The sequence below is a fragment of the Sulfitobacter sp. TBRI5 genome, from assembly GCF_051013555.1.
Taxonomy (GTDB): domain Bacteria; phylum Pseudomonadota; class Alphaproteobacteria; order Rhodobacterales; family Rhodobacteraceae; genus JL08.
Genome location: NZ_CP112884.1, coordinates 2,996,706 through 3,010,249, shown reverse-complemented (window position 1 = coordinate 3,010,249; position 13,544 = coordinate 2,996,706). Strand labels below are relative to the sequence as shown.

Annotated in this window: 12 protein-coding genes; 10 read left to right on the top strand and 2 right to left on the bottom strand. The window is 59.7% G+C overall.

What is annotated here, in order from left to right; translation table 11 throughout:
• Positions 1-265: 265 nt before the first annotated feature.
• Both OLX72_RS15195 and OLX72_RS15190 read left to right on the top strand, forming a co-directional pair.
• Entirely contained in the window at positions 266-1,957 is a 1,692-nt protein-coding gene (locus OLX72_RS15195) for a thiamine pyrophosphate-binding protein (protein ID WP_114870497.1), read from the top strand.
• Between the two features lie 69 nt (positions 1,958-2,026).
• Positions 2,027-2,440 (top strand): VOC family protein, encoded by a 414-nt coding sequence (locus OLX72_RS15190; RefSeq protein ID WP_114872293.1) that lies wholly within the window; start codon positions 2,027-2,029, stop codon positions 2,438-2,440.
• On the opposite strand, the gene OLX72_RS15185 is transcribed toward OLX72_RS15190, so the two are convergent.
• Positions 2,437-5,385 (bottom strand): ABC transporter transmembrane domain-containing protein, encoded by a 2,949-nt coding sequence (locus tag OLX72_RS15185; protein ID WP_433990466.1) that lies wholly within the window; start codon positions 5,383-5,385, stop codon positions 2,437-2,439. The two genes, OLX72_RS15190 and OLX72_RS15185, sit on opposite strands and share 4 nt — an antisense overlap.
• A gap of 274 nt (positions 5,386-5,659) precedes the next feature.
• On the opposite strand from OLX72_RS15185, the gene OLX72_RS15180 reads away from it, so the two are divergent.
• The 3 genes from OLX72_RS15180 (at position 5,660) to OLX72_RS15170 (ending at position 6,777) form a co-directional block, all read left to right on the top strand.
• Positions 5,660-6,061: a DUF3307 domain-containing protein gene (locus OLX72_RS15180; RefSeq protein ID WP_302622773.1), complete on the top strand. Its 402-nt coding sequence runs from the start codon at positions 5,660-5,662 to the stop codon at positions 6,059-6,061.
• Between the two features lie 180 nt (positions 6,062-6,241).
• Positions 6,242-6,382, top strand: a complete 141-nt coding sequence (locus tag OLX72_RS15175; RefSeq protein ID WP_162798060.1) for a hypothetical protein — start codon at positions 6,242-6,244, stop codon at positions 6,380-6,382.
• 62 nt (positions 6,383-6,444) lie between these two features.
• A complete protein-coding gene (locus OLX72_RS15170) occupies positions 6,445-6,777 on the top strand; it encodes a TfoX/Sxy family DNA transformation protein (RefSeq protein ID WP_433989007.1) in 333 nt (110 codons plus the stop codon).
• A gap of 9 nt (positions 6,778-6,786) precedes the next feature.
• Here the strand turns inward: OLX72_RS15170 and ndk are convergent, their stop codons facing one another.
• Entirely contained in the window at positions 6,787-7,209 is a 423-nt protein-coding gene (ndk, locus tag OLX72_RS15165) for a nucleoside-diphosphate kinase (protein WP_114870501.1), read from the bottom strand.
• Between the two features lie 135 nt (positions 7,210-7,344).
• Here ndk and OLX72_RS15160 point away from each other — a divergent pair, with 135 nt between their 5' ends.
• The 5 genes from OLX72_RS15160 (at position 7,345) to OLX72_RS15140 (ending at position 13,536) form a co-directional block, all read left to right on the top strand.
• A complete protein-coding gene (locus tag OLX72_RS15160) occupies positions 7,345-9,204 on the top strand; it encodes an ABC-F family ATP-binding cassette domain-containing protein (protein WP_433989006.1) in 1,860 nt (619 codons plus the stop codon).
• The gene (locus OLX72_RS15155) at positions 9,204-9,815 is read left to right on the top strand and encodes a MarC family protein (protein WP_205388942.1); all 612 of its coding nucleotides are present in this window, start codon (positions 9,204-9,206) and stop codon (positions 9,813-9,815) included. Before OLX72_RS15160 ends, OLX72_RS15155 begins: the two co-directional genes overlap by 1 nt.
• A 53-nt stretch (positions 9,816-9,868) precedes the next feature.
• Positions 9,869-10,450 (top strand): retropepsin-like aspartic protease family protein, encoded by a 582-nt coding sequence (locus tag OLX72_RS15150; RefSeq protein ID WP_433989005.1) that lies wholly within the window; start codon positions 9,869-9,871, stop codon positions 10,448-10,450.
• A 78-nt stretch (positions 10,451-10,528) separates the two neighbouring features.
• Positions 10,529-12,010 (top strand): M81 family metallopeptidase, encoded by a 1,482-nt coding sequence (locus OLX72_RS15145; protein ID WP_433989004.1) that lies wholly within the window; start codon positions 10,529-10,531, stop codon positions 12,008-12,010.
• 104 nt (positions 12,011-12,114) lie between these two features.
• Positions 12,115-13,536: a sulfatase-like hydrolase/transferase gene (locus tag OLX72_RS15140; protein ID WP_433989003.1), complete on the top strand. Its 1,422-nt coding sequence runs from the start codon at positions 12,115-12,117 to the stop codon at positions 13,534-13,536.
• Positions 13,537-13,544 lie beyond the last annotated feature (8 nt).

Genomic DNA, 13,544 nt, shown 5'->3' with positions numbered 1-13,544 from the left:
CTCAGCAGGCGTTTGGTATCGGTTTACAAAAGCGGCGTGACCAAGTTGCTTGGGCCTGCGCCCGGACAAACGTAATCGCCAGCCTAAACCGGATACAACCTGAAAGTGAGCAGGTTTTAGAATCCATCTTGCGGTCAAAATTCGCGAACCTGCTTGATTTTGGAGATTGGATTGATCCCCCCACCACCAACGTCCTTGATGCTGGGCCTTCATGCGGTAAGGTCTGCGCAGGGGCGCAACTGCGGGACATTCGGCAGGTGACAGGATGAAAAACACCATGAACGGGGCCGAGGCGATGGTCCGGATGCTGGAGGCGCATGGGGTGCGTCACATCTTTGGCCTGTGCGGGGATACCACCCTGCCGTTTTACGATGCGATGCGCCAGCTTGATCACGGGATCACCCATATCCTGACCCGCGACGAGCGCTGCGCGGCCTATATGGCCGATGGCTATGCGCGGGTCACCGGGCGGGTTGGCGTCTGCGAAGGCCCGTCGGGCGGTGGCGCGACCTATATCCTGCCCGGATTGATCGAAGCCAACGAAAGCTCTTATGCCGTGCTGGGGATCACCACGGATATTTCGGTCGGCTCTTACGGGAAATACCCGCTGACCGAGGTCGATCAGGAGGCGCTGATGCGGCCCCTGACCAAATGGAACACGGTGATCAAGCGGGCCGATCATATCCCCCGTATGGTGCGCAGCGCCTTTCGCGCGATGACAACCGGGCGGCCCGGTGCGGCGCATCTGGGCCTGCCCTATGACATTCAGTACGACCCGGTCGAGGTTGGCGATATCTGGGCCGATCCCAGACTGGCGCTTTACCCGGCCTATCCCCAGGCCCCCGAACCCGGCGCCGCCGAGGCGGCGGTTGATGCGATCCTGTCGGCGCGCAATCCGCTGATCGTGTGCGGTGGCGGCGTGGTGATCGCAGGGGCGATGGACGCGCTTGACCGGCTGGCAACCCGGCTGGACATTCCGGTCGCCACATCGATTTCCGGCCAGGGATCGCTGGCGGAAACGCACCCCAATTGCGTCGGCGTTGTTGGATCGAATGGCGGCACCGATGACACATGGGAGATGATGCAGGCCGCCGATCTGGTCGTCTTCATGGGCGCGCGGGCCGGATCCACCACCACATCCCGCTGGGAGGCGCCGGATGCCGACACACGGATCGTGCATTTCGATGTCGATCCGATGGTGATCGGCGCGAATTACCGCACCGAAGTGGGCGTTGTGGGCGATCTGCGCCTTGCGCTGGATCAGGTCAACACAGTGCTGGACCAACGCGATCAGGGCAGCGAAACCTTTGGCGGGGCCGCAGCGGTGGCAGCGATGAAACGCCGCAAGTTCGAAACCTTCCGCACATTGGCCCAAAGCAGCGAAAGCCCGATCCGGCCGGAACGGGTGATCGACACGCTGATGCAGGCGCTGCCCGAAGACGCGACGATCGTGTCCGATCCCGGCACCAGCTGTCCGTATTTTTCCGCCTATTACCAACTGCCCAAACCGGGGCGCCATTTCATTACCAACCGCGCCCACGGGGCCCTGGGCTATGCGCTGTCTGCCGCACTTGGGGTGTGGTTCGGGCGGCCCGAACGCAAGGTTGTTGCGATGATGGGCGACGGATCGTTCGGCTTTACCTGCGGCGAACTGGAAACCGTCTGCCGCGTCGGTGCGCCGATCACCTATATCGTGTTTTCCAACGCCACATTCGGATGGATCAAGGCCAGCCAGTATGCGGACAAGGACAAGCGCTATTACAACGTGGATTTCAACCGCACCGATCAGGCGGCGGTGGCCGCAGCCTACGGTGTGACATCATGGCGGGTGGAAAACCCCGACGACCTTCACAGCGTTCTGAAACAGGCGATCGCCCATGACGGCCCGACGCTGGTGGATGTTGTCTGTCAGGCGCTGGAAGAGTCCAACGCGCCGGTGCGCCGCTGGATGGGCTGACCCCTTTTGCCCGCACGGCCCGCGCGCTAACCTTGGCCCGAAATGCAACCTGAACCAAAGAGCATGCCCATGAAACTGACCCTGCATCACATTAACCTTGCCACTGAAAACGTCGAAGGCATGAACCGGTTTTACCGCGATGTACTGGGGCTTAGCGCACCGGACAGTGGATTGCCGACGCTGGAAAAGAAAAAGGGATATGCCGGTGATGTCGCCTTTGTCACCGATGGTGCGATCCAGACCCATCTGGCGCAGCGCGATGTTCTGGCAGGGTTTCGCACCGGTCATGCCGTAAACCCCGTGTCGCACGGGCATATCGCCTATCGCACCGATGATATCGACGCGTTCAAGGCGCATCTGACAGAAAAGGGCATTCCGTTTTCGGATTGGGGCAATACCGCCGTTGCCGGATGGTCGCAGATTTTCTTTTATGATCCCGACGGCAACGTGATCGAGGTTCATCAGGTGGATGATCCGGCCTAGACGTAGCTGGCCACCACCTGCAACAGTTTGAACGATGTCGCCGCGTCGTTTTCGACAACGGCCAGAAATTCCGCGGCGCCGATGCGCAGGCATTTCAGGTCGGTTTCGGCCTTCATGTCCAGTGCCCGTGGCACGTTCCGGATCAGCCCCAGTTCCCCCACAAGACGGCCCGGCCCGACCTTGGAGATCAGTTGATCCTCGGCCTTGTCCTTGGGCAGGTACAGACCGGCCTCGCCCTCAAGGATCATATAGGCGCCATCGGTGGGATCATCATCCTTTCGGAACACATATTCACCCGCCAACGCCTCGTACCAGCGCGCCCCGAAGGCCAGCAGGCGCAGTTCGCGTCGGTTCAGCCCGGAAAACAGTTCGGTCTGTTGCAGCGCCCGCACCTTGCGGGTCAGATCGGCGCTTGCGGCGCTGTCGGTGACGTCTTCGGCGCGGGCCGTGTCACTGACGATGCGGCCCTGCCGCAATTCAAAGAACACATCGAAGATGTCATTGTTCTGAAATTCAGCATTGAGATAGATCAGCGTTGTGTCCGGCAAGAGGCTGCGCAGGTTCTTGTAGACGGCCACCTGGGTTTCAAGATCGTAACTGGCCAGCGCGTTATCCAGAACAAGAATATCCGGCCGCTTGATCGTGGCACGGCTGAAAGCAAGCGGTTCCGCGTAAAGTGCGGGAAGGTTGGCGCCGCCCAGCGAAATCGGCAAATCGAAAATCAGTTCGATAACCAGCTGTTTTGCCCCGGCCTTGGCGATCGTGTCGCTGACAACGGTGCGCACATCGTCGGCACGCCCGCCTGATGCATCCGAAATCTTGCCGAACAGTGCGTTTTCCAGAACGCTAAGCCCCGGCGCAAACAGATCGGGGCGCAAGGGCGCATAAAGATGTTCCAGCAGCGTCTGAAAGTCGGCCGCGTGAGAGTGCCGCAAATCAAGCACGCGGGTCTTCATTTCATCAGGAAAGGCCGCGCCGATCTGTTCGGCGGAAATCCGGAACGGAATGATCAGCAACAGCGCCATTTCGGTATCGCTGAACCGGGCCGTTTCATCGGCGCGCGCCTTGTTCACCAGCCCGACAGCCGACTCGAACGTATCAGGGTCCAGCCCCAGCTTGCGAAACAGCGGATGATCTGTACCGTCAATTCCGAAAATCTGGCGCAAAAGATCGACGATATCCTGCGTCAGATGCACAAGACCCTGTTCCAGATCCAGCTTGCGGATCTGCGCCAGAAATTCGGTCTGGTCCGCCAGCAATTCCCGCGTGATCGGTTGGCGCGGTGACGCAAAGACAAGGTTGTCCACCACGGGAAGCGCCGGGTTGTAAAGGTCCTGATCAAAGAAATAGACGTGGCGATTCAGCCCCGCCTTGACCAGCGCATCATGGATCGCCGGACGCAGCGCAACCAGTTCCTGCGCCAGTTCGGGATGCGCGTCGCCGTCGAACTTCTGGTCCAGCCCGCGCCGGAACAGGGTTGACCCGCTGCCCATCCCATCGACCAGCTGCACCCACCAATCGCGCAGATCGGCCTCGCTCTCAAGTCCGGCAATCGCGGGATTGATCCAGTCGCCGCCCAACAGATCGGCGCTGTTTCCGGCAAGCACTGCCTCGCGCGAACGGGTGTCCTCTGCCGCCGCGGTAGGCCCGAATTTCAAAGGCATCATGACATTATCGCCGAAACTGCCCTGAAACATGACCGGACGGGATGAGGCATGCCCGATCCGCGTGGCGATCACGCCCTGATGCAAACCCGCCAGATCATGGCCTGCGATGACAACACGCCCTGAAGCGGGCATCAGTTCACGGGTCAGCAATTCAGCGAAGGCACGGCGGTCTTCTTCGCTGCTGGCTGCGATGCCGATCACAGCACCGGCGGGTAGAACCGCGTCAAGCTCTTCCAGCACCGGATTGCCGTCTTCATCGCGCACCGTCACATGATCAAGAACAATATCGCCGGTGAGATGGGGCACGTTTTCGGGTGCGCCTGTCATCAGCTTCTCGTCGATCAGGCCCTGGGGCGCAAACCGTTCGGTTATGATATCCCAGCGCAGCGACATATCCTGCACCTGATTGTAGTAGGTCAGAAGCTCTTTCCATGGCGACGAAAGATCCTTGTAGGCCGCCAGCGCCGCAACCAGAGCGCCCAGTGACACGTTGCCGCGAATGACAAGATAGCCGCCAATGGAAAAGAAAAAGAACGGAGTCAGCTGCCCCAGAAAGTTGTTCACGAATTTCATCATGAACTTCTTGTGGTAGATTTGCAGGCGGATCCGGTAAAGATGGCCCAGCCTGTCCGTCACCATCGCAAGACGATAGCGCCAGCCGCCATTGACACGCAGCGCGCTGGCCCCCATCGCATTCTCGCCAATCTCGGCCGCCAGCGCACGAATTTCGACGATGCGCTTCTTGTTCAGCAGATTGATCTGGCGCTGCATTCTTGGAATGATCCACGCCTGCACCGGGATCAGGGCACATGCCGCAAGGCCGAACCAGACACTTTGCAGGAACAAAAAGCCCAGAATGGTCAGCATCTGCCCCGCCTGCAAGACGGGTTGCGCGACAGCATCGCCCATCAATCCGCCCATCGGTTCGGATTCTGACGTGATCATCGACACCAGTTCGCCCTGACTGGTGCGTTCGAAATAGGGCTGCGGAAAGCGCAGTATCCGCGCGATCAGGCCATAGCGGAACCGGCGCAGCAGCCGTTCTGACAAAACGCCCTTCATCGTGTTGATGCGCATTTTCATCAGCCCATGCACAAGGACCGAGATCAGGAATGCGCCACACAGGATGGCCAGAAAGACCACCTGATCCAGTTCATAGCCGAACACTTCCACCGGGCTTGTGCCCGCGCCGATGGCATCGTTGATAATTCTTTTGGGCAATTCCAGGGTCAGATAAAGCACCGGAAACAGCGCGGCTGTCACGATCAGAAGAATGATCTGATCCCGCTTGGAATGCTTCCAGATAAAAGAGAAAAGCGTTGGTTCTATGGGTTCGGCCTAAAATTATCTTGGTGCAATGTGCGAATACAAAGCGCCTGAAAACAGGCCCCTGACCCTGGGTCACAATCTAGCCTTCAAAGGGCGCTTTGTTCAAACAAAACTTTGCGGCGAACATATTGGCAACGCTTCTACCCGAAAATGTGGCGGGTGGAATTGCGCGCCGCGCGGCAGACCAGTAGCATTGATCGAAACGGGATGGAGGAAATTGGCAGTGTCAGACACTGTTTTTGTGGTATTGATCTTATTGTTTCTGTTTCAAATCAAGCACATGCTGGCTGATTACTTTCTTCAGACCGAACGAATGCTCGTGGGGCGGGATCAGTATTTCCATTTGGGGCGGATGCAGCACGCACTGGTCCACGCACTGGGATCGGCCATTGTTTTTGCGATGGTTCTGACCCAGCCCGCCTTTATTCTGATCACGGTCCTGATCGAAGCGGTTGTGCATTTCCACATCGATTGGGGCAAAGCGCGTTATTCCGACAAAGCCGGATACACCCCTGCGGATGCGGGATTCTGGCGCGCTGCGGGTGTCGATCAGGCTCTGCACCAGATGACCTATGTCGGGATGCTGGCCGCCTGGGTTCTTTATACCGCGCCAGATACCGGGTAAGCGCAATAACCGGTGCGCGCCCGTGCCCGTTCTGCCATATTTGCGCGTCTGCCCTGCACCCATTTCGCAGAATAAACGCGTTACCTCCCCATGCATGCCGCAATATCAGCGGATCGTGATGGCTGACCCGTACAGTGCCTCTTGCACTTGCGGGGACAACCTGTAACGAGGATTTTAGTAATGGCACAATCGACACCACCGGCAACACCGCCGGAAAAAGGAAAACCCGAATTGCAAGACACACCGGCATCAAACACTGCCCCGGCCAATCCCAAGGACACGGCGAAAACGCCGCCGATCACGGATTACGCCAGTTTGTAAGCCGGCCGTCGCGCCGCCAAAAGACGGATGACAGCATTGCCACCGGCGCATAGGCTTGGCCCATGTCCGATCCGGTTTCTTCCATCCGCAACCTTGGCCCCGCGTTTGAGGCAAGCTGCGCGCGCGCAGGCATTCACAGCGCACAGGAACTGTACGCCCTGGGCGCCGACGCCGCCTATGCGCGGCTGCTGGAAACCGGCACACAGCCCCATTTCATAGGCTATTACGTTCTGGTCATGGGTCTGCAGGGCCGTCCGTGGAACGATTGCAAGGGCAAGGAAAAAGACGCCTTGCGCGTCCGTTTTGACGCGATCAAGGCCGCCAGCCACGACAAAGGCCGCTCCGATTTCGAAGCGGCCCTTGATAAAATCGGTGTGATCGACCGCAAGCGGTAGACCGGCAGGTCAGCCCACCAGTTCCAGACCCGAAAAGAAATACGCAATCTCGACTGCGGCTGTTTCCGGTGCGTCCGAACCGTGCACGGAATTTTCGCCAACGCTTTCTGCGAATTCGGCGCGGATGGTGCCAGCTGCGGCATCAGCAGGGTTGGTTGCGCCCATGACTTCACGGTTTTTTGCAATTGCGCCTTCGCCTTCCAGAACCTGCGCAACGATCGGGGCCGATGCCATGAATTCGCACAATTCGCCATAAAACGGACGTTCTGCGTGGACTTTGTAAAACTCGCCCGCTTGTGCCAGCGTCAGGTGAATACGCTTTTGCGCCACGATACGCAGACCTGCGTCTTCGAATTTCTTGTTGATCGCACCGGTCAGGTTGCGACGTGTGGCATCGGGCTTGATGATCGAAAATGTGCGCTCTAGGGCCATGGGGACTACTCCGGTTGTTCGGGATGCCGAAAATGGCACAAACCCGTCTTGATGAATCGCGGGTCAGGTAGCATGGCACCGCTGCGTTGAAAAGCGGCGATTGACGCGGCGCGCTGGTTGCGCCAAACCGCGCGGATGTTACGGATCACAGATATCACCTATTCGGTCGAAGGCCGCCCGCTGTTTGTCGAGGCGTCGGCCACCATTCCCACAGGCCACAAGGTGGGCCTGATCGGGCGCAATGGTGCGGGCAAGACAACCCTGTTCAAACTGATCAGGGGCGAACTGCCACTTGAAAACGGCACCATCACTTTACCCTCGCGGGCCCGCATTGGCGGCGTTGCACAGGAAGTGCCCGGAAACGAGGTGTCGCTGATCGATACGGTTCTGGCCGCCGATACCGAACGGGCCGCATTGCTGGCCGAAGCCGAAACCGCCACCGATCCGGGGCGGATTTCCGACATTCAGACGCGGCTGAGCGATATCGATGCATGGTCGGCCGAAGCGCGTGCCGCCTCGATCCTCAAAGGGCTGGGCTTTGAACATGCAGAACAGCAAATGCCCTGCTCTGCCTTTTCCGGCGGATGGCGGATGCGGGTGGCACTGGCCGCCGTTCTATTTGCGCAGCCCGATTACCTGCTGCTGGACGAACCGACCAACTATCTTGATCTGGAAGGCGCGCTGTGGCTTGAGGCCTATCTGGTCAAATATCCGCATACGGTGATGATCATCAGCCATGATCGCGAATTGCTGAACCGGTCTGTCGGGGCAATTCTGCATCTGGAAGACAAGAAACTGACCTATTACACCGGCAATTACGACAGTTTTGCCCGCCAGCGCGCGGCGCAACGCGCGGTACAGACCGCCGCCGCCAAGAAACAGGATTTGCGGCGGGCGCATTTGCAGGCCTTCGTCGACCGCTTCAAGGCCAAGGCGTCCAAGGCCAAACAGGCACAAAGCCGGGTTAAAATGCTGGAAAAGATGGAAACCATCCGCGCGCCCGAAGATGCGGCGCGCACGGTGTTCAAATTTCCCGAACCCGAAGAACTGTCGCCCCCGATCATCGCGACCGAAGGTGTTTCGGTGGGCTATGACGGCACCGTCGTGCTGGGCCATCTGAACCTGCGCATTGATCAGGACGACCGGATCGCCCTGCTGGGGCGCAATGGCGAAGGCAAATCAACCCTGTCCAAACTGCTGTCCAACCGGCTGGATCCGATGGGCGGCAAGATGATCAGCTCAAACAAGCTGCGCATCGGGTTCTTCGCGCAACATCAGGTCGAAGAATTGCGCGTTGACGAAACGCCGCTGCAACACCTTCTGCGCGAACGCGCCGCCGAAGGTCAATCCAAGCTGCGCGCGCGACTGGCCAGTTTCGGCCTTGGCCCTGATCAGGCCGACACCGAGGTGGGCCGCCTGTCGGGCGGGCAAAAGGCGCGCCTGTCCCTGTTGCTGGCCACCCTGCCCGCGCCGCATCTGCTGATCCTGGACGAGCCGACCAACCACCTTGACATCGAAAGCCGCGAGGCGCTGGTCGAGGCGCTGACCGCCTATTCGGGTGCGGTGATCCTTGTCAGCCACGATATGCACCTTCTGTCGATGGTCGCCGACCGGTTGTGGCTGGTCAAGGACGGGCGCGTGAAACCCTATGACGAGGATTTGCAGGCCTATCGCAAGATGCTGCTGAGTGCCGACAAACCCGCCAAGGACAAGGCAGCCAAACCGCAACCCAAGGCGCGCCCTGTATCGCGCGATATGGTGCTGGCGCTGAAATCGGATGTGCGCAAGGCCGAGGAACGTGTGACCAAGCTGAACGACATGCGCGACAAACTGGCCAAGAAACTGGCCGATCCGGCGCTTTATGAACAAGACAAGCTGGGTGAAATGGCCGTCTGGCAAAAGAAATACGCCGAAGTGATGGAGGCGCTGGACCGCGCCGAGGCGTTGTGGATGGCGGCCCTTGAGAAGCTTGAAAAAGCCAGTGAATCCGCGTGATGGACAGCGCGTTCCTGATCACCGCCTTTGTCACGCTGTTCGTGATCATCGATCCGATCGGCCTGCTGCCACTGTTCGCGGCGCTGACCCAGGGCATGTCGGCGCGGGACCGGCGCATAATAGGCCTGCGCGCCTGCGTTGTGGCCGGGTTCTTGCTGTGCATCTTCACCCTGTTCGGCGAGGCCGTTTTGGGTTTCGTGGGAATTTCCATGCCCGCCTTTCGCATTGCGGGCGGTATTCTGCTGTTTCTGACAGCGCTGGACATGCTGTTTGAACGGCGCACCAAACGGCGCGAAGACCGCGCCGATGACCGCCCCGACCCGTCTGTGTTTCCGCTGGCCATCCCGCTGATCGCCGGGCCGGGATCAATCGCGACGGTGATCCTGCTGGCCGCACAAAACCCCGGTGCGCAGGGTCTGACGCTGGTCATTGGTGTGATGCTGTCGGTAATCCTGGTGACATTTGTGTTTTTCCTTGGCGCCGGTGCGCTGGAAAAACTGTTCGGCAAGACTGGCATCAACGTCATCACGCGATTGCTGGGCATGTTGCTGGCCGCGCTGTCTGTGCAATTCGTGCTGGACGGTCTGCGCGATTTCGGCTTTGCCGCGTGAACCCGGGCTACGCCCACCCTATATAGGCAGGGTATGCAACGCGGAGTTTCGGAATGAACGGCGATGATTTTGGCAGAGTGATCTATCTGGTGCTGCTTGGCGCGGTCATTGCAGGCTGGTTTTTCATGCAGAACCGCAATTCCCTGAACAAAACACTGCAACATGCGGCGGTCTGGGGCTTGATCTTTATCGGCGCGATTGCGGTGGCCGGATTGTGGAACGATATCCGCAGCACACTGAACCCGGCGATGGCACGGTTCGAAGGTGATGGCACGATCACTGTGCCACGCGCCATCGACGGGCATTATTACCTGACGCTGGACATCAACGGCGCGCCGGTGCGTTTTGTCGTGGATACCGGCGCATCAGACATGGTGCTGACCCATGACGATGCCGAACGCGCAGGTCTGGTGCTGGATAATCTTGCCTATGTCGGAAAGGCACAAACCGCCAACGGCATCGTCGAGATTGCCCCTGTCTGGCTGGATCGCGTCGCGCTGGGATCAATCGTGGACACCGATGTCGGCGCCTCGGTCAATTCCGGCGATATGGGGCAATCCCTGCTGGGCATGCGCTATCTGCAGCGTTTTCAGAAGATCGAGATTTCCGGCGGTGAACTGGTGTTGACGCGCTAGGGTTAAGGGCGCAAGCATTGCGACACCTGCTTTTGGTCAACTCACCTGCAGCCTTGCGCACATCATAGGGGGGCGACAGTGACGCTTCGCATCCTGACGGCTGAAATTTCGCACGAAACGAACACGTTCAACATCCGGCCCACGGACCTTCAGGATTTTCGCAACCGGTTCCTGCTGGACGGGGCGTCTGCCGTTGCGGCGCGTGGCGCGGCGAACACAGAACTGGCCGGAGTGCTGGATACCGGCCGCCGCTACGGCTGGGACGTGACGCACGTGATCAGTGCCGCCGCCGGCCCCGGCGGGCGCGTGACGGACGATGCATTCGATCACATCTGCGCGCCCCTGATGCGAGCCGCCGAAACAGGCGCATGGGATGGCATCCTGCTGATGCTGCACGGCGCAATGGTCACCGCATCCTTCGAGGATGGCGATGGCGAAATCCTGCGGCGGCTGCGCGCCATCACCGGCCCCGATTTGCCCGTTGCCGTCACGCTGGACCCGCATGCCAATGTCAGCACGGCAATGTGCGCGCTGGCGCAGATTCTGGTGTCTTACACCACCTATCCGCATGTTGATTTTCGCGCCACGGGCCGGCGGGCGGCGGAAGTGCTGAACCGGACAATACATGGCGAAATCCAGCCCCAAACCCTGCGGGTGCACCGCCCCATGCTGGAAGAGGCGAATGGCGGGCGGACCGATATCGGGCCGATGATTGAACGCCACGCCATGGCGCGCGCTTTCGAGGCGCGCGCGGGCGTTTATGCCGTCAGCATCAATGGCGCGTTTCCCAATGCGGATATCGCCGAAGTCGGCCCAACCGTTCTGGTGACTGCCGAAATCGGGCTGACGCAAGCGCAAGACATCGGAGAAGAGATTGCCGATGATATCTGGCAGCGTCGCGATGAACGACTGAATAGCTATCTGGACGTGGCCGAAGCAGCCGAGGTTGCGCGCGTCTGGAAAACCGGCAGCGGCCCGTTGATCATCGCCGATTATGCGGACAATCCGGGGGCCGGCGCATACGGAGACGCGACCGCCCTGCTGAATGCCTTGCTGAAGGCAGATGTCAGTGACGCATGTTTCGGGCCTCTGGTCGATCCACAGGCCGCCATGATCCTGCAATCACAAACTGTCGGGTCAACCGTGACGCTGGCGATTGGCGGCAGGACCGCACCAGAGTTTGGCGGTGGCCCGCTGAATGTGACCGGTACGCTGAAATGGCGCGGCAACGGAGACGTCACAGGCAGCGGCCCCATTCTGGGCGGATTGCATCGCAGTTTCGGCGCGACGGCGGTTCTGAATGTTCAGGGCATCGATATCCTGATCGTCAGCATCGCCCACCAGATGCTGGACCTGCGGCAGTTCGAAACCTTCGGCATCATGCCCGCGGACTACCGCGTTGTCGCGCTGAAATCGATGCAGCATTTTCGCGCCGCATTTGCCCCGATCGCCGGGCGGATCATCGTGTGTGACAGTGGCGCGCTGTGCACGATGGATTACGCCAAGATGCCCTATGTCAACGTGCCCCGCCCCATGCACCCGCTGGATCAGATCGACTGATCCCGGTCTGCCCATCTTGATTTAGCCAAAGCTTGCCTATCAGGCTGGCCCCATGCAACGCTGATCCAATGCCTCCACCGCCTGCCCATCCCAAAGGACATCCGATGACAATAGGTAATGTGATCGTCATTATGACAGACGAACTGCGCCGCGATTTTCTGGGATGTTATGGCAATCCACTGGTCAAGACGCCCCATCTGGATCGCCTTGCCGCGCGGGGTGCGCGGTTTGATGCCGCCTATACCCCGTCACCCATCTGCGTGCCCGCGCGTGCGTCCATTGCAACAGGGCGATACGTGCATGAAACCGGATGCTGGTCCAACGCCCAACCCTATCACGGTGCACCGGACAGCTGGCATCACAAGCTGCGCCAGTCGGACCGCACGATATCATCAATCGGCAAGCTGCATTTTCGCAGTACCGATGATGACAACGGCTTTAGCGAGGAAATCCGCCCGCTGCATGTGCGCAACGGGCTTGGCTGGGTTCAGGGTTTGTTGCGCGATGACATGGATATGTTCGATGCCTCGGGCTTTGCCACCCATATCGGCCCCGGTGACGACCCATATACGCAATATGACAGGTCAGTGTGCGCACAGACGGTTGACTGGATCAGACAGCGCGCCGCCACACCACATGACACGCCTTGGGGGCTTTACGTGTCGTTTCTGCGCCCGCATTACCCGCTGACCTGTCCGCAGGAATTCTATGATCTTTATGACCCTGATCAGGTACCGATGCCCCGTGCCGCCACAGCGGGCAGCGGTGCGGATCACCCGATACTGGAAGGCTTGCGACAGTCCTGCAATTTCGATGCGCCGTTCACGGATGACACCCGCAGGATCGCTGTGGCGTCGTATTACGGGCTGTGTTCGTTTGTTGATCAGATGGTTGGCCAGATTCTGACCGCGCTGGAACAAGGCGGGCTTGACCAGAGCACAACCGTCATTTTCACCAGCGATCACGGCGAATGCCTGGGCGATCGCGGATTCTGGACCAAGATGGTGATGTACGAAGAGGCGACGGCCGTGCCCCTGATCATGACCGGACCGGGTATAGAACCGGGCGTGCACACTGCGCCGGTCTCCCTGATCGATCTTTACCCGACGGTTCTTGATCTGGCCGGTATCGCCCGCCCCGATGATGCCCCGCGATATGCGCGCAGCCTGCTGGCGGCGCTGGATGCGCCTGACCCGGACCGCGCGATCCTGTCGGAATACCACGATTACGGCGCGCAAACCGGCATGTTCATGCTGCGCCGGAACCAGTGGAAGCTGGTGCTATACCCCGGATATGAAAGCCAGTTGTTCGATCTGGAAACCGATCCGGGCGAAACGATTGATCTGGCGGCTGATCCGGGCCATGCAACGGTGCTGGCCGACATGACAAACGCCTTGCACAAGATCATCGACCCCGATCAGGTGAACGCGCAGGCCTTTGCCGATCAGGCCCGGCGCATCAGGGAACTGGGCGGGCGCGATGCCATTCGCGCCATGCCGGGTTTTGATCATACACCGGTCGAATAACCGGGAAT